General features: G+C 46.6%; 19 protein-coding genes. 18 read left to right on the top strand and 1 reads right to left on the bottom strand.

Going from position 1 to position 20,469, the window contains the following annotated elements; genetic code table 11:
* From coq7 to lpxC, 18 genes are all read left to right on the top strand, one after another.
* Complete coding sequence (gene coq7 / locus AOC19_RS00805) at positions 1-630, top strand: 2-polyprenyl-3-methyl-6-methoxy-1,4-benzoquinone monooxygenase (RefSeq protein WP_215376625.1); 630 nt, start codon at positions 1-3, stop codon at positions 628-630.
* A 274-nt stretch (positions 631-904) separates the two neighbouring features.
* Complete coding sequence (gene mraZ, locus AOC19_RS00810; RefSeq protein WP_215377940.1) at positions 905-1,333, top strand: division/cell wall cluster transcriptional repressor MraZ; 429 nt, start codon at positions 905-907, stop codon at positions 1,331-1,333.
* A 12-nt stretch (positions 1,334-1,345) separates the two neighbouring features.
* A complete protein-coding gene (rsmH, locus tag AOC19_RS00815) occupies positions 1,346-2,296 on the top strand; it encodes a 16S rRNA (cytosine(1402)-N(4))-methyltransferase RsmH (RefSeq protein WP_215376629.1) in 951 nt (316 codons plus the stop codon).
* The gene (gene ftsL, locus AOC19_RS00820; protein ID WP_015420340.1) at positions 2,293-2,559 is read left to right on the top strand and encodes a cell division protein FtsL; all 267 of its coding nucleotides are present in this window, start codon (positions 2,293-2,295) and stop codon (positions 2,557-2,559) included. Before rsmH ends, ftsL begins: the two co-directional genes overlap by 4 nt.
* Complete coding sequence (locus tag AOC19_RS00825) at positions 2,556-4,328, top strand: peptidoglycan D,D-transpeptidase FtsI family protein (protein WP_215376632.1); 1,773 nt, start codon at positions 2,556-2,558, stop codon at positions 4,326-4,328. The genes ftsL and AOC19_RS00825 overlap by 4 nt, the downstream gene beginning before the upstream one ends.
* 5 nt (positions 4,329-4,333) lie before the next feature.
* Positions 4,334-5,878 carry a UDP-N-acetylmuramoyl-L-alanyl-D-glutamate--2,6-diaminopimelate ligase gene (locus tag AOC19_RS00830; protein WP_251368042.1) on the top strand — a complete coding sequence of 515 codons (1,545 nt, stop codon included), beginning with the start codon at positions 4,334-4,336 and terminating at the stop codon, positions 5,876-5,878.
* 35 nt (positions 5,879-5,913) lie between these two features.
* Positions 5,914-7,323 carry a UDP-N-acetylmuramoyl-tripeptide--D-alanyl-D-alanine ligase gene (locus AOC19_RS00835; RefSeq protein ID WP_215377941.1) on the top strand — a complete coding sequence of 470 codons (1,410 nt, stop codon included), beginning with the start codon at positions 5,914-5,916 and terminating at the stop codon, positions 7,321-7,323.
* Complete coding sequence (gene mraY, locus AOC19_RS00840) at positions 7,314-8,483, top strand: phospho-N-acetylmuramoyl-pentapeptide-transferase (protein WP_215376638.1); 1,170 nt, start codon at positions 7,314-7,316, stop codon at positions 8,481-8,483. Before AOC19_RS00835 ends, mraY begins: the two co-directional genes overlap by 10 nt.
* Positions 8,484-8,493: 10 nt before the next feature.
* Complete coding sequence (gene murD / locus AOC19_RS00845) at positions 8,494-10,113, top strand: UDP-N-acetylmuramoyl-L-alanine--D-glutamate ligase (RefSeq protein WP_215376641.1); 1,620 nt, start codon at positions 8,494-8,496, stop codon at positions 10,111-10,113.
* Entirely contained in the window at positions 10,110-11,381 is a 1,272-nt protein-coding gene (gene ftsW, locus AOC19_RS00850; RefSeq protein WP_215376643.1) for a putative lipid II flippase FtsW, read from the top strand. Before murD ends, ftsW begins: the two co-directional genes overlap by 4 nt.
* Positions 11,378-12,451, top strand: coding sequence for an undecaprenyldiphospho-muramoylpentapeptide beta-N-acetylglucosaminyltransferase (gene murG, locus AOC19_RS00855; protein ID WP_215376646.1), 1,074 nt, complete (start codon positions 11,378-11,380; stop codon positions 12,449-12,451). Before ftsW ends, murG begins: the two co-directional genes overlap by 4 nt.
* Entirely contained in the window at positions 12,448-13,884 is a 1,437-nt protein-coding gene (gene murC, locus AOC19_RS00860; protein ID WP_215376649.1) for a UDP-N-acetylmuramate--L-alanine ligase, read from the top strand. The genes murG and murC overlap by 4 nt, the downstream gene beginning before the upstream one ends.
* Positions 13,877-14,890 (top strand): D-alanine--D-alanine ligase, encoded by a 1,014-nt coding sequence (locus AOC19_RS00865; protein WP_215376652.1) that lies wholly within the window; start codon positions 13,877-13,879, stop codon positions 14,888-14,890. The genes murC and AOC19_RS00865 overlap by 8 nt, the downstream gene beginning before the upstream one ends.
* Positions 14,887-15,753: a cell division protein FtsQ/DivIB gene (locus AOC19_RS00870; protein WP_251368044.1), complete on the top strand. Its 867-nt coding sequence runs from the start codon at positions 14,887-14,889 to the stop codon at positions 15,751-15,753. The genes AOC19_RS00865 and AOC19_RS00870 overlap by 4 nt, the downstream gene beginning before the upstream one ends.
* Before the next feature lie 9 nt (positions 15,754-15,762).
* On the top strand, positions 15,763-16,992 hold the full coding sequence (ftsA, locus tag AOC19_RS00875) for a cell division protein FtsA (RefSeq protein ID WP_173959480.1): 1,230 nt from the start codon (positions 15,763-15,765) through the stop codon (positions 16,990-16,992).
* Between the two features lie 45 nt (positions 16,993-17,037).
* Positions 17,038-18,378 carry a cell division protein FtsZ gene (ftsZ, locus tag AOC19_RS00880; RefSeq protein ID WP_215376654.1) on the top strand — a complete coding sequence of 447 codons (1,341 nt, stop codon included), beginning with the start codon at positions 17,038-17,040 and terminating at the stop codon, positions 18,376-18,378.
* Between the two features lie 111 nt (positions 18,379-18,489).
* A complete protein-coding gene (locus AOC19_RS00885) occupies positions 18,490-18,990 on the top strand; it encodes a peroxiredoxin (RefSeq protein ID WP_215376659.1) in 501 nt (166 codons plus the stop codon).
* A 28-nt stretch (positions 18,991-19,018) separates the two neighbouring features.
* Complete coding sequence (gene lpxC / locus AOC19_RS00890; protein WP_215376662.1) at positions 19,019-19,933, top strand: UDP-3-O-acyl-N-acetylglucosamine deacetylase; 915 nt, start codon at positions 19,019-19,021, stop codon at positions 19,931-19,933.
* Between the two features lie 2 nt (positions 19,934-19,935).
* On the opposite strand, the gene AOC19_RS00895 is transcribed toward lpxC, so the two are convergent.
* Positions 19,936-20,469: a hypothetical protein gene (locus AOC19_RS00895; protein WP_251368045.1), complete on the bottom strand. Its 534-nt coding sequence runs from the start codon at positions 20,467-20,469 to the stop codon at positions 19,936-19,938.

Consider the following 20,469-nt stretch of genomic DNA (forward strand, 5'->3'; position numbering starts at 1 on the left):
ATGGCCCCAATCGATCGCTTCATTATTGAGTTTGATACGGCCTTGCGCTCGGTAGTTGGAGGTGCTCATGCGCATCGCTCAATCCCGGGTGCGGATAAGTCATCCACCACTTTCTTGGATGCCAAAGAGCGGGAGCATGCCGCAGGATTGATGCGTGTGAATCATGTGGGTGAGGTCTGTGCCCAAGCCCTGTATCAATCTCAAAAATTAGTAGCTCGCAACCCTGAAATTCGGCAGATGTTGAAGCACTCTGCTCATGAGGAAATGGATCATTTGGCCTGGTGTGAAACGCGCCTCCAAGAGTTGGGTTCGCACACAAGTTACCTCAACCCAATTTGGTATGCAGGATCCTTTGTAATCGGCTTGGTTGCTGGCTTAGCGGGTGATAGGTGGAGTTTGGGATTTGTTGCCGAAACAGAAAAACAAGTAGAGAATCATCTTGAGAGTCATCTCGAAAAATTGCCTGCTGAAGATGAACGCTCTCGTGCAATTGTTGATCAAATGCGGATCGATGAAATCGAGCATGGACAGGCTGCAATTTCTGCTGGTGGCGCGGTCTTGCCGGAGCCGATTCAGAAACTCATGCAGGCGATGTCAAAAGTCATGACAAGCACTGCTTACAAAATCTAGTTCTAAATTAATTATTTTGCATATTTTTATTTAGAATACTGTTAATTAATACAGTATATTTACCCATTATTGGGCTAAATAGCTAAGACCTATTCTTAAGTATATTTTCCAAGCCATTGTTTCAAGTAGCATTTTTATAGGCACCATTTTATCAAGACATGACGCTAAGTGTTTGTAATCACTAGGAAATTTCCTAAAAAATTACCCAAAAACACTTGACCCTCTTATTACGATCCTCTAAAGTGGGAGGAAGTGTGAAAAAGTGGGGTAAATGGTGTTTCAAGGTGCGTCAGCTCTCAATTTAGATGCAAAAGGTCGCATGTCTGTGCCGGCAAAGCATCGTGACGCCTTGTTAGTTCAAGGTGAGGGTCGAATTACGCTCACAAAACACCCTGATGGATGCCTCCTTTTGTTCCCACGCCCTGAGTGGGAAACCTTCCGCTCACGCGTTGCCCAATTGCCAATGGATGCTCATTGGTGGCGCCGCATCTTCCTTGGTAATGCTGCTGAAGTCGATTTGGATAGCGCTGGCAGAATTTTGGTGAATCCAGAGCTGCGATCGGCTGCTGGCATTGAAAAAGAAGTGATGCTGCTCGGAATGGGCAGTCATCTGGAGTTGTGGGACGCCGCTACTTACGCTGCAAAAGAACAGGCTGCCATTGCACAAGGTATGCCTGAAGCCCTGAAGCAATTTAATTTTTGATGACAGGGTGCCATGAACATAACTCATCGCCCAGTATTACTGGCCGAGGCGGTGACGGCGCTGATCAGTGGCCCACGCATCACCTCTCCCGATACTTCAAAAAATCTACTCTTGATCGATGGAACCTTTGGGCGTGGCGGTCATACGCAGGCACTGCTTTCGCAATTGCCACCGAGCGCGCGAATGATTTCCTTCGACAAGGACTTAGATGCGATCGCAGTCGCGGAAAAAATCAACGATCCCCGTTTGCGCATCGTGCACGACAGCTTTGCGCAGATGGATCAGTACGCAGAGCCAGAATCGGTCGATGGCATTTTGTTGGATCTCGGTATCAGCTCTCCACAAGTGGACGAAGCGCATCGCGGCTTTTCCTTTCGCAAGGATGGTCCGCTCGATATGCGCATGAATACGGATCAGGGTTTGACGGCAGCACAATGGTTAGAGCAAGCATCACAAGAGGACATCACACGCGTGATTAAGACTTATGGTGAAGAACGTTTTGCATTTCAGATCGCAAAAGCTATCGTGGCTAAGCGAGAGGAAGGTTTATCGCCAAAAACTACTTTGCAATTAGCAAGCTTAGTGGCCAGCGTAGTTCGCACCAGAGAGATCGGACAAGATCCTGCGACTCGCACTTTTCAAGCACTCCGAATTTTTATTAATCGTGAGCTAGAAGATTTAGAGCTCGGATTAAAAGCAGCTCTCAATGTATTAAAGCCGGGTGCACGTTTGGCGGTGATTAGTTTTCACTCTTTAGAGGATCGCATTGTGAAGCAGTTCCTGCAGTCACATGCCAAGGTTGATGTGCCACGGGGTTTGCCTGTCCGCGATCGAGATTTACCACAAAGCGCTTTAGAGATTATTGGACGCGTTAAACCGAGCGATGAAGAAGTTCGAGAGAACCCTCGTGCTCGTTCAGCCATCATGCGTGTTGCTGAAAAACGTGCAGGAGTGCCAGCTTGAATCGCGCTACGCTGACCTTGCTGGTATTGCTATTAGTCTGCGCACTATCTTTGGTAGCAGCTCAGCAGCGCGCGCGCAAATTATTCATTTCTCTAGAGCGCGCGCAAATTGAGGAGCGCAAGCTCAACCAAGACTGGCTACGTTTAGAGTATGAGCAGCGCAACTTATCCAAGTCCGCACGAATTCGTGATGTTGCTCGTAATCAGTTACGTATGGTCCCAATATCTCCAGAACGTACTTTGTACTTGAAGGAGGCTAGATGAGACCGGTAGGTTTTTCAACTACGCCCAACTTAGTATTGCGCCTGCCAATGTGGCGGTCACGCCTCATGCTGTTCATGCTGTTCTTCGTATTTATGCTGCTACTGATCCGCGCTTTCTGGATTCAGGGTCCAGGAAATGCTTTTTATGAAGCTAAAGGCGTACGCGGTACACAGCGTGAGTTGGAGTTACCCGCTTCTCGCGGAAAAATATTGGACCGAAATGGCCAGGTGATTGCGACCAGCTTGGAAGCAAAGTCGGTGATTGCCTATAACGATACTGTGCCTGATGATTTGGCTGCGGATAAGGTGCAGAAGTTGGCGAGTCTCTTACAGATCAGCGAATCAGACTTGCGCAAAAAATTAAAAGAAGAGCGCAAGCAGATTTTCTTGAAGCGCCAAGTAGATCCTGAAGTTGCTCAACAGATTAAGCAATTAGAAATTCCAGGGATTGGTTTGAATAACGAATATCGTCGCTTTTATCCAGAGGGTGAAGCGATGGCGCACGTCGTTGGCTTTACTAATGTGGAAGATCGCGGCCAAGAGGGGATGGAGCTCTCTCGTGAAAAAGACTTAGCTGGACATCCAGGGGCGCGTCGAGTAGTTGTGGATCGTCTGGGTCGCGTTGTCGAGGATGTTGCCATTTTGCAGTTACCGCAAAACGGTAAAGATTTGCAACTCTCCATTGATAGCAAGATTCAGTTCCTAGCTTATAACGCTGTTAAAAATGCGGTTGAGCAACACCGTGCAAGTGCTGGTGGTGCAGTGGTACTAGATACGCATACTGGTGAGATCTTAGCTCTAGCAAATTACCCAAGCTATAACCCTAACGATCGTAAAAAATTGACGGGTGAGCAGTTGCGTAATCGTGTGTTAACTGACACCTTTGAGCCTGGCTCAACAATGAAGCCCTTAACCGTAGCGATTGCTTTGGAGAAGGGGGTTATTGCTCCTAATACCAATATGGCTATCGGCGCTAAATATTTGGTTGGACCAAAACCGATTACAGATACTCATCCATACGGTAGCCTTACCGTCTCTCAGATCATTCAAAAGTCCAGCAATATTGGCACAGCCAAAATTGCTATGAATAATTTATCCGCAGAAGAGATGTGGAATTTCTACACATCGGTTGGCTTGGGTCAGGCGCCAAAGATTGGCTTCCCCGGTGCGGTAGCAGGTACGGTTCATCCTTATAAAAAATGGATGCCAACAGATCAAGCGCGGATTGCATTTGGTTATGGTATTTCTGGTTCACTTTTTCAGGTGGCTCGTGCATATACCATCTTTGCTCGTGATGGCGAATTAGTTCCTCTTACGATTGAACGCAGTCCAGAGTTCAAGCCTGGAACACACATTATTTCTGCTAAAACTGCGATCGAAATGCGCAACATGATGGAGTCAGTAACGGAGCCTGGTGGCACGGCCATCAAAGCGCAAGCTGAAGGTTATCGGGTTGGTGGAAAAACAGGTACAGCGCATAAATTAGTGGGCAAGAGCTACGCCAATAAATACCGCGCTTACTTTGCAGGTCTTGCGCCAATTAGTGCACCACGCATTGTGGTTGCTGTCATGATTGATGAACCAACTGGTGGCAGTCATTACGGTGGTGATGTTGCAGCCCCGGTGTTTTCTACTATTGTGAGCGAGACTCTTCGCACTTTAAATGTATTGCCGGATAGCAATGTGAAGCAGATGGCACTTCAGGATAAAAATCCTGCGGAAATTCAGAGTGCTGCAGTAAAAACGAATACAACGGTTTTAAAAAGATGATGGCAATGGTGAATATTGAACCCCATCTCTTGATCTCTCATTTACGCGATCTCACATCGGCGGATGCAAAAGTGACTGCGGATAGCCGTCAAATTGAATCTGGCGATATTTTCTTTGCCTACCCAGTTGGTCATGGCAATGCCTTGCGAGATGGTCGTGATTACATTGCTGCTGCTTTAGCAAATGGTGCAGCTGCGGTTGTATTTGATCCTGCTGATGGTATTACGAATGATTACTTAGACCGCCCTGAATGTTTTGCGCTTGAGAATTTATCTAGCGTAGTTGGGGAGCTCTGTGCTGAGTGGTATGGCTACCCAAGCAAAAGTCTGAATGTCATTGGTGTTACAGGCACTAATGGCAAAACCAGTATTACTCAATGGCTAGCGCAGGCTTTGGACGAATCAAATCATCGCACTGCAGTATTAGGCACTTTGGGGACTGGGTTTCCGGGTGTGTTGATTCAGACTGGTTACACCACACCTGATGCACCACGTTTACAAACGCAATTAAAAGAATTGCTCGATGCAGGGGCACAGCAGGTGGCTATAGAGATTTCTTCTCATGCTCTCGATCAAGATCGTATTGCGGGCTTGGATGTTCGTACTGCAGTATTCACTAATCTGACTCAAGACCATCTTGATTATCACGGCACGATGGGCGAGTACGCTGAAGCAAAGGCAAAACTATTTCAGTTACCTCAGATTGAAAATGCGATTATTAATTTTGATGATGCATTTGGCCGCGAATTGGCGATGAAGCTTCTTGCTGTCAATGGCCCCAAAGTATGGGGCTATGCCTTAAGCAGTAATGCGTTCGCTGGATTCGAAAAGTTTGGCGATCATTTGAAGCGTAGCTACGCAGAAAACACCCTATTTACGACCTTGGGTTATGAGTCTCAATTCAATTGTGATGCTCAAGGTTCTAGCGCTGCCCAGCTTGCAGTTTTAGGCGAATTTAATCTCAGTAATTGCCTCGCTGTTTGGACGGTTTTACTGACCCAAGGGTTGAGTCCATGCGAGGCCTCTAAGCGCATGAGTAAGTTGAGTGCTGTTCCGGGCCGCATGGAATTGATTCGCTTGAATAAAACGCAAAGAACTGAGGGTCCATTGATCGTCGTGGACTATGCGCATACACCAGATGCTCTCACCAAAGCATTGAACGCATTAAAGCCAATTGCAAATCAACGTAATGGAAAGGTCTGGTGTGTCTTTGGTTGTGGTGGCGATCGAGATCCAGGTAAGCGCTCGCAAATGGGTAAGGTTGCTCAAGAGTTTGCTGATCATATTGTGATTACAAGCGATAACCCCAGATCTGAAGATCCAATGTCCATCATTGCCATGATTCAGTCTGGTATGTCGGGTGACTTAAGAGATATACAGGTGCTACCAGATAGAGCAGCTGCCATTATGGCTGCCGTTCGTCATGCGGAGACCAAAGATATTGTTTTGGTTGCTGGTAAGGGGCATGAGTCGACTCAGGAAATCAATGGCAAGAAATTTGATTTTTCTGATCAAGAGCATATTCGTTTAGCGGCAGGAGGTCAGGTATGAGCACGCCTATGACTACTCTTGCCCAAGTTCATGCCATGCTGCCAGACAGTCAATTGATTCATGTTGACGCAAAGTCTGCTGGAGCAATCTCTATTTCTCGTGTTGGCAGCGATAGTCGTCAGATTCAGTCAGATGAATTATTTATTGCTTTGTCGGGTGATCGCTTCGATGCGCATGACTTCCTAGGCGATGTGGCGGCAGCAGGTGCAAGTGCAGCGCTGATTAGCCATCAAGAAAAATGTCCTGCAAACTTACCTGCAGTATGTGTCCGTGATGTAAAACAAAGCTTGGGTGCGCTAGCAAAAGCATGGCGTTCACAGTTCTCTATTCCAGTGGCTTTGGTAACGGGATCTAATGGCAAGACCACTGTAAAAGAGATGATTGCTTCGATCTTCAAGGCGGCTGCAGGTGAAGAGTGCACTCTGGTCACTAAAGGTAATTTTAATAATGATATTGGCCTACCTTTAACTTTGCTACGCATGCGATCAACCGATCGCTTAGCAGTGATTGAGTTGGGGATGAATCATCCTGGCGAAACAGCAGAACTAGCCTGCATCGCTCAAGCTAATATTGCCCTAATTAACAATGCACAGCGGGAGCATCAAGAGTTTATGTCGACTGTGGAAGCTGTTGCAAGGGAACATGCAACTGCTGTGAGTTCGCTGCCGTCAGATGGTGTTGCAGTCTTCCCAGCGGATTCAGAATTCTCTTCAGTTTGGCGTCAAGCCGCTGCAGGGTGCAAGGTAATTGATTTTGCTTTATCCGCTAACTCTCCCTCAGTCATGGCCTCTGTGACAGGTAAGTTATTGGCTAGCGGAAAAATTGAGATTGCAACTGAACTGGGCAAGGTTGAGGTTCAGCTCAATACCTTAGGAATGCACAATGTCCGCAACGCTTTAGCAGCTAGTGCCGTTGCCTTAGGCGCTGGTTTAAGTCTGGAACAAATCAGGGTCGGCCTAGAGTCTTTTGTTCCAGTAAATGGACGTATGCAATCGAAGCCTCTGAATGTAGGTCGCACCTTGATTGATGATAGTTACAACGCAAATCCTGATTCTGTGAGGGCTGCTATTGATGCATTGAAGCAGTCTGGAAATGCTTCCTGGTTGGTGTTGGGTGATATGGGTGAGGTCGGTGATCAAGGCCCTGCGTTCCATGAGGAGGTTGGTGCCTATGCTGCAGAGCAGGGGGTTGGCAAGTTATTTGCCCTTGGAGAGCAGTGCAAATTTGCTGTACAGGGATTTAATGATTCACAGAAAACTCAGCTTGCTAAGAGTGCTACTCATTTCACAAGCTTGGATCAGTTGCTTCAGGAGTTAAATACAGCACTAGCCGATCAAGAATCGAGCAAGCACATGCATTTGGATATTTTGGTTAAGGGATCTCGTTTTATGCGTATGGAGCGTGTAGTGCAGGCCTTATTAGAGGAGGCGAAAACATGCTCTTAATATTGGCCCAATGGCTGCAAGATGATTTTGGATTTTTTCGAGTCTTTAACTACATCACTTTTAGAGCGGTGATGGCAACCGTGACAGCCTTGCTAATTGGTTTAGCGGCTGGTCCGTGGGTTATTCGGAAGTTAACTGCGTTAAAAATGGGTCAAGCAGTTCGTACAGATGGCCCACAAACCCATTTAGTGAAATCAGGCACCCCAACTATGGGTGGCGTATTGATTCTTTTAGGTATTTTTATCTCTTGCATGTTGTGGGCTGATTTGAGTAATCGCTTTATTTGGATTGTGATGATTGTGACCTTTGGATTTGGCTTGGTGGGTTGGGTTGATGATTACCGCAAAGTAGCACGCAAAGATCCCAAAGGAATGGCTTCAAGAGAAAAATTCTTTTGGCAAACTTTGATTGGATTATTTGCTGCTATTTACTTGGCTTTTTCTGTATCCGAAGTGAATAACCTCAAAGTCTTGCAGTTGTTCTTTGATTGGCTTAAGAGTGGCTTTGCTTTGGACCTGCCCGCTAAATCAAACCTACTCATTCCTTTCATGAAAGAGGTGAGCTATCCATTGGGTGTGATGGGCTTCATTATTTTGAGTTACCTAGTGATTGTTGGTAGTAGCAATGCCGTGAATCTCACAGATGGTTTGGATGGTCTGGTGATCATGCCGGTGATATTAGTTGGCGCTGCTCTGGGTGCTTTTGCTTATGTGATGGGTAATGCAATCTACGCAAAGTATCTGTTGTTCCCGTACATTCCTGGCGCAGGTGAGCTCATGATTTTCTGTGGTGCCATGGGTGGTGCTGGATTGGCATTCCTTTGGTACAACACGCATCCTGCTCAAGTCTTTATGGGTGATGTTGGCGCTCTTGCTTTAGGTGGAGCACTTGGAACGATTGCTGTGATTGTTCGTCAAGAAATTGTGCTCTTTGTAATGGGCGGAATCTTCGTAGCAGAAACGGTCTCAGTGATGATGCAAGTGTTCTGGTTCAAATTTACCAAGAAGCGTTTTGGTGAAGGCCGTCGCATTTTTAGGATGGCTCCACTGCATCACCATTTCGAATTGGGTGGATGGCGCGAAACACAAGTCGTGGTTCGCTTCTGGATCATCACCATTTTATTAGTCCTCATTGGCCTGTCCAGCCTGAAATTACGGTAAGCCAAAGAATATGCATAACTTAGACCAAGCCTTCGCCAACCCAGCACTCATCGCAGATGAGGGTTATAAAGCACCTCAACATTTCTTGATTTTAGGATTGGGTGAATCTGGCTATGCCATGGCCAAGTGGTGTTTGCGAAATGCAGCAAAGGTTAGCCTGGCCGATACACGTGATCGTGAAAAGCTGAATGAGCGACAAAAAGCTTGGTTAGCTGATCTTGAATTTGCAGGGCTTCAAGAGGCTTATTTTGGCCCGCTGGATGATCTTCATTTGAAGGGTGTTGATGTCATCGGTATTAGTCCTGGTTTATCACCACTACAGGAACCGATCGCTTCATTCTTAGCGAAAGCGCAAGAAGCTAGTATTGATATCTGGGGAGAGCTGGAATTTTTTGCTAGGGCTATTGCCGCATTGGACCGCATGGCTCAAGCTGATCAGTCTCAATATAAGCCTGCTTTATTGGCGATTACCGGCACAAATGGAAAGACAACAACAACTGCGCTCACAGGGCAGCTGTGTGAGCGCGCCGGCAAGCGAGTTGCTGTTGCTGGAAATATTAGTCCAGCAGCTCTTGATAAGTTAATGTCTTGCCTTGATCAATGCGATCAAGTTGTAGACATGCCTGAGATTTGGGTGCTTGAACTCTCTAGCTTCCAATTGGTTTACACAAGTACCTTCAATGCAACAGCAGCAACTGTATTAAATATTACGCAAGACCATTTAGATTGGCATGGTGATATGCAGGCTTATATTGATGCAAAAGCCAATATCTTTGGGCAAGATACTGTCTGCATTCTGAATCGTGATGATTCGCTTGTAATGAATCTGCTGACTGACGAGCAAAAGGCCAATAAAGCAATCATTACTTTTGGTGCAGGCCGACCTGATGAGCAGGGTGCTTTTGGAATTGAGCATGATCTACGCGCTGGTGGAATTGATTGGTTAGTTTGGGCGGAGGTGGATGAAGATCTTGAGCCTCAACCGAAGCGTCGCCGTAAGGTGGCTCTTGTGGAAGAAGAGCCATTGAGACTTAAGCGTTTAATACCCGCTGATGCTTTACGTATTCGCGGTCGCCATAATGCATTAAATGCATTAGCCGCATTAGCTTTAGCCCGAGCAGCCGGCTTACCAATGAATATGCTCTTACATGGGTTGCGTGACTACCATGGCGAGCCGCATCGTGTTCAAAGTGTTGCGATTGTCTCTAATGTTGAATATGTAGATGACAGCAAAGGCACCAATGTGGGTGCAACAGTTGCCGCATTAAATGGCCTGAGTGCTAATGAGTCTGGCAAGCGAATCTGGTTGATTGCTGGTGGTGACGGCAAGGGTCAGGACTTTAGTCCATTACGTGATCCTGTACTACGGTTTGTAAAAGGGGTATTCCTGATTGGCAAGGATGCTCCAGTCATTGCTGAGGCTTTGGCTGAATCAGCGTCTTGCGTCATGAGCCAGACGCTCCAGAGCGCAGTAGCAGAAGCTGCAAAACAAGCTCAGTCTGGCGATATCGTTTTGTTATCTCCAGCGTGCGCAAGTTTTGACCAGTTTAGTGATTACGTAGCACGTGCCGAAGCCTTTGTTGCTGAAGTTCAAGAGTTGGGAATGCAATTCGAAGGAGCTGATGCATGAGTTTGAAGGAAAAACTTTTTCCTGAGAATCGTTTGGGTCTTGGCCGCTTCTGGAATTTTTCCAGAGGTGGGATAGATAATTTCCGCAGCGGTCTGAGAGATGCGGTCTCTGGTGTTGAGCAAACCCGCTCACGCATGATGGACTATGACCAGCTATTGGTATGGGCAGTATTGTCCCTAGCCTTAATTGGCTTGGTGATGGTCTACTCGGCTTCGATTACCTTGGCTGATGGGCCTAAGTATGCAAATTACAGCAGTAATTTCTTCCTCATTCGGCATTGCATTTCATTAGCGATTGCCATTGGGGTTGCTATTTGGGTATTCAAAATCCCAACTCATGTGTGGGATCGTTATTCACCGGTGATTTTTGGTTTGACGGTTTTACTATTAATTGCCGTACTCATTCCTGGTGTTGGGAAAGGGGTGAATGGTGCCAGACGCTGGATTCCATTGGGTCTCATGAATTTCCAGCCATCAGAATTAATGAAGTTTGCAGCAATCATCTTTGCAGCAAGCTATACAGTTCAACGCCAAGAATATCTTCACTCGTTTGTGAAGGGCATGTTACCAATGGGTATTGCAGTTGCTTTAGTTGGTGGATTGCTGATGGCTGAACCTGATATGGGTGCATTCGTTGTAGTTGCCTTGATTGCATTTGGAATTTTGTTCTTAGGCGGTATCAATGCGAAGTTATTTGGTGGCTTGATTTTGGTTGGCATCATGAGCGGTGCCATCATGATTGCACTCTCACCATTCCGTCGTGGCCGCATGCTGGCATTCATGGATCCATGGCAAGTAGATAACGCAGCCAACAAAGGTTATCAGCTAACCCACTCTCTAATGGCATTTGGTCGTGGGGAATGGTTCGGAGTAGGCTTAGGTGGAAGTGTCGAGAAGCTACATTACCTTCCAGAGGCGCATACCGATTTCATCATGGCGGTGATTGGCGAAGAGCTTGGATTCGTTGGTGTTGTAGTGATGATCTTTTTGTTTTATTGGATCGTGCGTCGCGCGTTCCTCATTGGTCGCACTGCTTTACAGCTGGATCGCAGTTTTGCTGGTCTCGCCGCTAAGGGTGTTGCGATATGGATTGGTTGGCAAGCATTTATCAATATGGGTGTGAACTTGGGCTTGCTTCCCACCAAGGGGCTGACTCTTCCTTTGGTCAGCTATGGCGGCTCAGGAATTTTGATGAATGCAGTCGCAGTCGCAATGCTCCTACGTATTGATTACGAAAATCGTATCTTGATGCGAGGTGGTAAGTTATGACCAAGCCATCCATCTTGATTATGGCCGGTGGTACTGGGGGACATATTTTCCCAGGTCTAGCTGTTGCCGAATACCTACGTGTTTGTGGTTGGAATGTTTTTTGGCTTGGCAACGAAAGTGGTATGGAATACCGCTTGGTCAAAGCTTGCGACTTCCCATTTGAAGCCGTTGACTTTGGTGGCTTGCGTGGCAAAGGCATTAAAACCAAACTCATGTTGCCATTTAACCTGGCAAGAGCCAGTCTGCAGAGTTTGAAGATCATGCGACGCATTAAGCCAAATGTGGTTTTAGGGATGGGTGGATACATTACATTTCCCGGCGGCTTAATGACTAAGTTTTTAAAGAAGCCACTGGTTTTGCATGAAGCCAATTCCGTAGCTGGAAGTGCGAATCGCGCTCTAGCCAAAATTGCTATGCGTACTTTGACAGGCTTTCCAGATACGATGGCTCATGCTGAATGGGTTGGTAATCCAATCCGCGAAGAATTCGAAGCTGTTGGCGCGCCAGCCAAACGATATGAAACACGCACTGGGACACTATCGATCTTGGTGGTTGGCGGCAGCCTGGGTGCGACTGCTTTGAATGAGGTAATTCCAGCTGCTTTGGCATTGATGGATAAAGATGCGCGTCCACAGGTGATTCATCAGGCAGGTGATAAACATCTCGCAGATCTACAGCAACGATATGCTGATTTAGGTGTTTCTGCTGACATTCGTCCTTTCATTGACGACATGCCAACTGCTTATGCTCAAGCAGATCTCGTTATCTGCCGCTCTGGTGCCATGACTGTTTCAGAAATCGCAGCCTGTGGTGTTGCATCTTGTTTGATTCCATTCCCATACGCAATTGATGATCATCAGACTGCAAACGCACGATTTTTGTCGGATGCGGATGCAGCTATTCTCTTGCCACAGCAAGATCTCAATGCACAGGATCTGGCATCCATGATTCAAAACTTTAGTCGCCAAGATTTACAGGTGATGGCTGAGCGTGCTCATGCTTTAGCTAAGCCCCATGCAACTCAGCGAGTGGCTGAAGTATGTGCAGACTGTGCGGGAGTAGGTATATGAAACATATTGTTCAGCAAATACATTTTGTTGGTATCGGCGGAGCAGGCATGAGCGGCATTGCCGAAGTCTTACTGAATTTGGGTTACCAGGTATCTGGGTCAGACTTGGCTGAAAGTGCTTCAACCAAGCGCCTTACAGATTTAGGTGCAGTTATTCATATTGGCCATGATCCTAAAAATATTGGCACTGCAGAGGCGGTAGTGATTTCTACTGCAGTTGCAGGCAATAACCCTGAAGTGCTGGCTGCTCGCGCGGCTAAGGTTCCTGTTATTCAGCGTGCCGTCATGCTCGGTGAACTCATGCGATTGAAGCAGGGTATTGCAATTGCAGGCACCCATGGCAAAACAACGACAACCAGTTTAGTTGCTTCAGTTTTGGCGGAGGGAGGTTTAGATCCTACCTTTGTAATTGGTGGAAAGTTAAATTCTGCAGGTGCTAATGCGCGCTTAGGTCAAGGCGATTTCATTGTTGTTGAAGCAGATGAGTCTGATGCCTCTTTCTTGCAATTATTCCCAGCAATGGAGGTAGTCACCAACATTGATGCTGATCATATGGATACCTATCAGCATGATATGGCGAGATTAAAGCAAGCATTTGTTCAGTTCATTCAACGTATGCCTTTTTATGGCGTTGCAGTTTTGTGTATTGATGATGCCAACGTTCGGGACATTATCCCGTTTGTATCTCAGCCAGTATTACGCTATGGCTTATCTGAAGATGCGGATATTCGTGCGAGTAACGTACGTGCTGAAGGCACTCGTATGCACTTTACGGTTGATCGTAAAACTGTGCGTCGCCATGGTAATAAACCGGGCCGCCTTGAAGTGCAATTAAATTTGCCTGGTTTGCACAACGTTCGAAATGCATTGGCAGCAATTGGTATTGCAACGGAATTGGGTGTTGGCGACGAAGCCATAGTGAAAGCTTTATCTGAATTTAGTGGTGTTGGCCGCCGTTTCCAAAGGTATGGAGAAATTCCTTTGGCAGCTGGTGGAAGCTTTACTTTAATAGATGATTACGGTCACCATCCCGTTGAAATGGCGGCGACGTTATCCGCAGCTCGTGGTGCTTATCCAGACCGTCGATTGGTATTAGCGTTCCAGCCCCATCGTTTTACAAGAACGCGTGATTGCTTCGGTGAATTTGTACAGGTACTCAAAAACTTTGATGCACTTGTACTTACAGAAGTGTACCCAGCTGGCGAGGCCAAGATTCCAGGTGCTGATGGTCAAAGCCTTATGAAAGCAGCGCTGACAACTGATAAGGCTTTGAACGGCTCCTTAGACAGCTCAGCCGTAGCCTTTGCTCCGAGTGTTGCCGACATGCCTGAAAAACTCTCTACCTTATTGCGTGATGGCGATGTCTTAATCACGATGGGTGCAGGCTCTATCTCTGGCTTGCCTCATGTATTAGCGGAGACAAAACATGTCTAAGCAAAATCAACAATTGCTTTCTTGGGGTGAGCGCGTGAAGCAGGAGCTCGCAAATCTAGATGTTAAATCTCTTGGTCGGGTCGGTGTATTGTTTGGCGGTCGTTCTGGTGAGCGTGAGATTTCTTTGATGTCAGGTAATGGCGTATTAGAGGCACTGCTTTCTAAAGGTGTTGATGCCCATCCATTCGATCCAGGTCTGCGTTGCCCAACCGAAATAGCAAAAGAAAAATTTGACCGTGTATTTATCTCCTTGCATGGGCGCTATGGAGAGGACGGTACGATCCAAGGTTTGCTTGATCTCTTAGGTTTGCCCTATACCGGTAGCGGTGTATTGGCGTCCGCATTAGCGATCGATAAAATTGCAACCAAGCTTGTGTGGCTTAGTAGCGGTCTTTCAACACCAGAGTTTCAGGAGTTGAAAGCCGATAGCGATTGGAATGCAGTTGTGCAGCACTTGGGTTTGCCATTAATTGTCAAGCCTGCACACGAAGGTTCTTCGCTAGGCTTAACGAAAGTGAAATCCGTCGATGAATTACCTGCTGCCTATCGGTTGGCTGCTGGAATGGATAAAAAGGTGATTGCAGAGACTTGCATTGTTGGTGACGAGTTGACTTGCCCGTTAGTGGGATTCGGGGCGGATGCTGAGGCTTTGCCTGTAATCAAAATTATTCCGCCTGAAGCTAATTATGATTTCCACAATAAGTACTTCTCAGATGAGACGCAATACTTATGTCCAACTGGCTTAGCGCCAGAAGTCAATAAGGCAGTTCAAGAATTAGCTTTAGCTGCCTATCGTGCTCTCGGCTGCAGGACCTGGGGTCGTGCTGATGTGATGCTCGATCAAAAAACTGGCAAACCATATCTTTTGGAGATGAATACATCACCAGGCATGACTTCACACTCTTTAGTTCCAATGGCTGCAAAAGCTGCTGGTGTTGAATATGCCGAACTAGTTCTTTGGGTGATTAGCCAAACTTTGAACATCAAAGGGGCTGCGCGAGCATGAGTCGGATAGGCGCCTTCATAAACGGCTTCGGTGAAGTATTTACTTCATTGGCATCTCCACTTTGGAATCATCCAGAGCGGATGCAAAAGCTAAGTCGTTTCTTAATGCGCTGTTTCGCAGTGATGGTTTGTATTGGAATTTTGGTTTGGCTAAGTCAGCGTCCTGTCTTTGCTTTGCGTCAAATTGTCATTGAGCCAGTGGCTGGACAAACACTTAAGCATATTAATAAACCCGTAGTGAAGCAACAGGTTTTGGAGACTGTTCAGGGAAATTTTTTCAGCGTGAGATTAGAGGATGTGAAGCGTGGTTTCGAGTCCATGCCTTGGGTGCGTCACGCCAATGTTCGCAGAGTTTGGCCTAATGGATTGATTGTGAGTATTGAAGAACAAAAGCCATTTGGTACTTGGGGTGGGGCTGATAGTCACACCTTAATGAATAACCATGGTGAGCTATTTGCTGGTCGTATTTCTGATGTGGGGGATGGAATTCAGTTAATTGATTTCTCAGGCCCAGAAGATTCAAGCAAAGAAGTACTGCGCCTATATGAAAAAGCAAATACCTGGTTTAAGCCTTGGAACGCAGAAGTAAAAAGCTTAACCCTTTCCGAGCGCTATGCCTGGCATGTCAAGTTATCTAACGGCATGAAAGTGGAGTTCGGTAGGGATGAAGAGAACTCAGACAAAACACTAACTGAAGATCGTGTGGCGCGACTATTTAAGTATTGGCCGCAGGTTCAAGAGAGATGGGCTAATCGCGTAGATGCAATTGATTTGCGCTATGCAAATGGTTTTGCAGTGCATCTTGCTTCGGCAAGTTTGAAAAAGAATGAAGCAGACAGCAAAAAAAGTGAGCAGAAGCAATGAGGAATGAGAATGAGTAAAGACAACCGCGATTTATTGGTCGGATTGGATATTGGAACCTCCAAGGTGGTTGCTTTGGTTGCTGAATTGGCGCCAGATGGCCAATTTAATGTCGTTGGCGTTGGCCAAACTGCATCCAAGGGTTTGAAGAAGGGTGTAGTTGTCAATATTGAGGCTACTGTCCAATCCATTCAAAAAGCGCTTGAGGAAGCTGAGGTCATGGCAGATCGCCAGATCGTCCAAGTCTTTACTGGTATCGCTGGAAATCACATTGTGAGTTTTAACTCCAGCGGTATGGTGGCCATTCGCGATAAAGAAGTCAGTGCTGGTGATGTTGAGCGTGTTCTAGAAACTGCTAAAGCAATCAATATTCCAACTGATCAGCAAATCCTCCACATTCTCGTTCAAGAATTCATTATTGATGGACAAGAAGATGTCCGCGAACCAATTGGCATGAGCGGTTTGCGCCTAGAAGTCAAAGTCCATATCGTTACTGGTGCTGTGAGTGCTGCGCAGAATATTGTGAAGTGCGTTCGCCGTTGCGGTCTAGAGGTCAACGATTTAATTTTGCAGCCTCTTGCGTCCAGTTTGGCGGTTCTAACTGAGGATGAAAAAGAATTGGGCGTTGTCTTGGTGGATATTGGTGGCGGCACCACCGACATTGCTATCTATTGCCAGGGCTCCATTCGACATACTGCTGTGATTCCGATTGCAGGCGATCAAATTACTAATGACATTGCAATGGCATTACGTACGCCAACGATTGATGCGGAAGATTTAAAAATTCAATACGGTATTGCTCGTCAAGATATGGCGGATCCAACCACCATGATTGATGTCCCAGGTGTTGGTGATCGTGAGCCACGACCAATGTCAAAACAAGCCTTAGCTGCTGTGATTGAGCCACGCGTTGAAGAGCTATTCACATTAGTTCGTGGCGTTGTACGTGATTCTGGTTACGAAGATATGGTGTCTTCAGGAATCGTACTGACCGGTGGAACATCGTTGATGCCAGGCATGGTTGAGCTTGCTGAACAAGTGTTCTTACGTCCAGCGCGTATCGGTACGCCTGAGTACCGTGGCCACCTGCATGAAGTTTTACGTAGCCCACGTTTCGCTACCAGCATCGGTTTATTAATGGAAGGTCAGGCACAGTTATTGCGTGGCCGTCGAGTTTCGCAGTCAGGCGCGTTGCAAAGTGTGATTTCGCGCATGAAGGAATGGTTCGCAGGAAATTTTTAAGTTTTTCGTCGTCGTCAATGTAGTACTTATTACCTAGGAGGGTATATGGAATTTGAAATGTTAGATCAAGAAACAGCCGGCAAAACCATCATTAAAGTGGTTGGAGTTGGTGGTGCAGGCGGTAATGCAGTTCAGCACATGATTCGTCGCGGTGTTAACGGCGTAGAGTTTATTTGCATGAACACCGATGCTGGCGCTTTACAGCGTTCTGAGGCATCTGTGAATTTGCAACTAGGCTCTAGCGGACTCGGTGCTGGTGCAAAACCTGAAATCGGCGCAGCTTCTGCTGAAGAAGCACGCGCACGTATTGCAGATACATTGCAGGGTGCGCATATGGTATTCATTACTGCTGGTATGGGTGGTGGTACTGGTACTGGTGCAGCACCAATCGTTGCTCAAGTTGCCAAAGAGATGGGTATCTTGACCGTCGGTGTTATCAGCAAGCCATTTGACTTTGAAGGTGTAAAGCGCCTTAAGGTTGCGGAAAATGGCGCAGCTGAGCTTGAGTCATATGTAGATTCATTGATCGTGGTTCTCAATGAGAAACTTTTTGAAGTAATGGGTGAAGATGCTGAGTTTGATAAGGCATTCGCATGTGCTGATGATGTTCTTCATAACGCTGTTTCAGGTATTGCAGAAATCATTAACGTACAAGGTTTGATTAACGTCGACTTTGAAGATGTGAAAACTGTGATGGGCGAACAAGGCAAGGCGATGATGGGAACTGCAACAGTTTCTGGTATGGATCGTGCTCGCTTAGCTGCTGAAGCCGCGGTTGCTTCACCGTTGCTCGAAGGCGTTGATTTATCTGGTGCGCGTGGCGTATTGGTCAACATCACAGCTAGCCGTTCATTGAAGTTGTCTGAGACTCGTGAAGTGATGGCAGCGATTCGTGGCTATGCCGCAGATGACGCTACTGTGATCTTTGGTACTGTGTACGACGAGAGCTTAGGTGATGCATTACGTGTAACAGTTGTAGCGACTGGTTTGAATAATCCGCAAGCACGTCAACATCATCAACCAGAAGTAGTTTGGAGACAGGCTACAGGTACGCATGATGCAATGCCAACAATGGCTGACTTAAATAGCTTTGCTCCAGCAAGTGCTTCAGCAGCAATGAGCAAAGTAAGTCTTGATTCAGCTTTGAGCACTAGCGCTGGTTTGGCAATGACGGGTGCAGGTAGTGCGCCTTCAATGGCCGCTCAACCAGCCACTAGCGGTGTTGATTACAGTCAATATGATTTGCCACGGGTATTCCGTAGTTCACGTGAGGCTACACCAGCTCCTACATTAGGTGCTGATAGCTCGCCACAGGCTAAAACCATGTTGGATAAAGGGGCTGATTACTACGAAATCCCAGCTTTTTTACGTAAGCAAGCAGACTAAACCACTGCTCAATACAATAGATTGTGCAGAATGCCAGCGCGGCGCCCCTCCGGACGACGAATCCCGCGCTAGCGTTGGCATACTCATGACAACTATTTCATTGGAGACTTTATGATCGCAGTCGGACAAAAATTACCAAACGCTACTCTTTATGAGTTTTTAGATGAGGCCAGCGAAGGTTGCGCTATTGGCCCAAATGCATTCGAAGTTGAAAAACTCACTGCTGGTAAAAAGATAGTGATCTTTGCATTACCTGGCGCATTTACACCGACTTGTTCAGCAAAGCATGTTCCTAGTTATGTTGAGCACTTTGATGCAATCAAGGCAAAAGGTGTGGATGAAATTTGGTGTATCTCAGTAAACGACCCATTTGTGATGGGTGCCTGGGGCCGAGATCAAAAAGTTGGTAAAAAGATTCGCATGTTAGGTGATGGTAGTGCTGAGTTCACCAAGAAACTTGGCCTTGAGTTGGATTTGACTGCTCGTGGCTTGGGTGTTCGTTCAGATCGCTATGCCATGATTGTTGAAGATGGTGTAGTGACAACTTTGGATCGTGAAGCACCAGGTAAGTTTGAAGTGAGCGATGCCGCTTCAATTCTGAAGAAGCTTTAAGAAACTATTCCTGAATTTATATAAAACTATGATGAAGCAACGCACAATCGCTACTCCGATTAAAACCGTAGGGATTGGCTTACACTCTGGGCGCAAGGTGACTTTGTCTATTAAGCCTGCGCCGATCAATTCAGGAATCTTGTTTGTGCGTGTAGATACTCCAGAGCAATCGGTTGTGCCGGCTACTGCTCTGGCGGTTTGCGATACCCGCTTGGCCTCAGTCATTCAAAAAGATGGGGTACGCGTTTCTACAGTGGAGCATTTGCTTTCAGCGTGTGCAGGCCTAGGGCTAGATAATTTATTGATTGAGCTTGATGGTGAGGAAGTGCCCATCATGGATGGCAGTGCAGCTTCATTCTTGTTCTTAATGGAGTCAGCTGGTATCGCTGAGCAAGAGGCTGCAAGACAGTTTGTAGTAATTAAAAAATCTGTAGAGGTTAAGGAAGGCGACAAGCTCGCGCGCCTTGAGCCATTCTTTGGGTTTAAGTTGGATTTCACAATCGACTTTAAGCACCCTGCAGTAGATAAGACTGGTCAGCGCTTTGTGGTGGACTTTGCAGAACACGCATATCGAAGTGAGATTGGGCGTGCTCGAACTTTTGGTTTTGCTCATGAAGTTGAGGCATTGCGAGAAATGGGATTGGCGCGTGGTGGAAGTTTGGATAACGCGATCGTTCTCGATGAGCATCGTATCCTGAATAACGAAGAGTTACGTTATGAGGATGAGTTTGTTCGTCATAAAATCCTGGATGCCATTGGCGACCTCTATTTAGTTGGGCACCCCATCGTAGGCTCTTATGTAGCTGAAAAATCAGGACACGCCCTCAATAACGCGCTCTTGCGTAAGCTTTTAGAAGACCCGAATTCTTACGAAATCAGTAGCTTTCCAGAAAATAAAGCTCCCGCGGCCTATTCCAAAGAGAGTCAACCCCTCTTTTTCTAGGTTTATTTGGGCTTACTTTGAAGCAGGCGTTCAACCGCCTTGCGCAGATCAGAATCTGGCGCCAATTTCTCGAGTAAAGATTCCCAAGAAGTCCTTGCTACTGCATTAAAGCCTGTTGGCTTTTGGCTAGCCTGCCGCCCCTCTCGAGGCTGAATTTCCCAAGAGGGTGGTGCTGGCTTGAGGCGCACCTTAATACTAGTGCAGACCACCCCTTTTTTTGCTAACTCATTGATTAGGCTGGGTAAAATTTGTTGAAGGCGGGTAGCGATACTTGCCCCATTAACCAATAAAAACAGTTCATTTTGACTACCAGAACGCCATCCAGCCTCAATTTTGGGTGCCAAGTTATCCAAATCCAACTCAAATAGGGCAGCTTTCAAGGCAATTTTGAGTTTGGCTAGATCTTCTGTTTTAGCCAAAATTCCACCCAAGCCCTCTGAGTCACGCAAATACTCCAACCACTCATGGGCGGCTTTCGTACGGACAGGTTTAGGGGCAAAGTTCATATAAAAAGAGGGTGTGGGTGATAAACTCAA

It is taken from the genome of Polynucleobacter asymbioticus (genome assembly GCF_018687575.1).
GTDB lineage: Bacteria > Pseudomonadota > Gammaproteobacteria > Burkholderiales > Burkholderiaceae > Polynucleobacter > Polynucleobacter asymbioticus_C.

Coding starts and splice junctions, on each gene's coding strand:
- coq7 (WP_215376625.1), top strand. CDS start 1: ATGGCCCCAATCGATCGCTTCATTATTGAGTTTGATACGGCCTTGCGC.
- rsmH (WP_215376629.1), top strand. CDS start 1,346: ATGAACATAACTCATCGCCCAGTATTACTGGCCGAGGCGGTGACGGCG.
- AOC19_RS00825 (WP_215376632.1), top strand. CDS start 2,556: ATGAGACCGGTAGGTTTTTCAACTACGCCCAACTTAGTATTGCGCCTG.
- AOC19_RS00830 (WP_251368042.1), top strand. CDS start 4,334: ATGGTGAATATTGAACCCCATCTCTTGATCTCTCATTTACGCGATCTC.
- AOC19_RS00835 (WP_215377941.1), top strand. CDS start 5,914: ATGCTGCCAGACAGTCAATTGATTCATGTTGACGCAAAGTCTGCTGGA.
- mraY (WP_215376638.1), top strand. CDS start 7,314: ATGCTCTTAATATTGGCCCAATGGCTGCAAGATGATTTTGGATTTTTT.
- murD (WP_215376641.1), top strand. CDS start 8,494: ATGCATAACTTAGACCAAGCCTTCGCCAACCCAGCACTCATCGCAGAT.
- ftsW (WP_215376643.1), top strand. CDS start 10,110: ATGAGTTTGAAGGAAAAACTTTTTCCTGAGAATCGTTTGGGTCTTGGC.
- murG (WP_215376646.1), top strand. CDS start 11,378: ATGACCAAGCCATCCATCTTGATTATGGCCGGTGGTACTGGGGGACAT.
- murC (WP_215376649.1), top strand. CDS start 12,448: ATGAAACATATTGTTCAGCAAATACATTTTGTTGGTATCGGCGGAGCA.
- AOC19_RS00865 (WP_215376652.1), top strand. CDS start 13,877: ATGTCTAAGCAAAATCAACAATTGCTTTCTTGGGGTGAGCGCGTGAAG.
- AOC19_RS00870 (WP_251368044.1), top strand. CDS start 14,887: ATGAGTCGGATAGGCGCCTTCATAAACGGCTTCGGTGAAGTATTTACT.
- ftsA (WP_173959480.1), top strand. CDS start 15,763: ATGAGTAAAGACAACCGCGATTTATTGGTCGGATTGGATATTGGAACC.
- ftsZ (WP_215376654.1), top strand. CDS start 17,038: ATGGAATTTGAAATGTTAGATCAAGAAACAGCCGGCAAAACCATCATT.
- AOC19_RS00885 (WP_215376659.1), top strand. CDS start 18,490: ATGATCGCAGTCGGACAAAAATTACCAAACGCTACTCTTTATGAGTTT.
- lpxC (WP_215376662.1), top strand. CDS start 19,019: ATGATGAAGCAACGCACAATCGCTACTCCGATTAAAACCGTAGGGATT.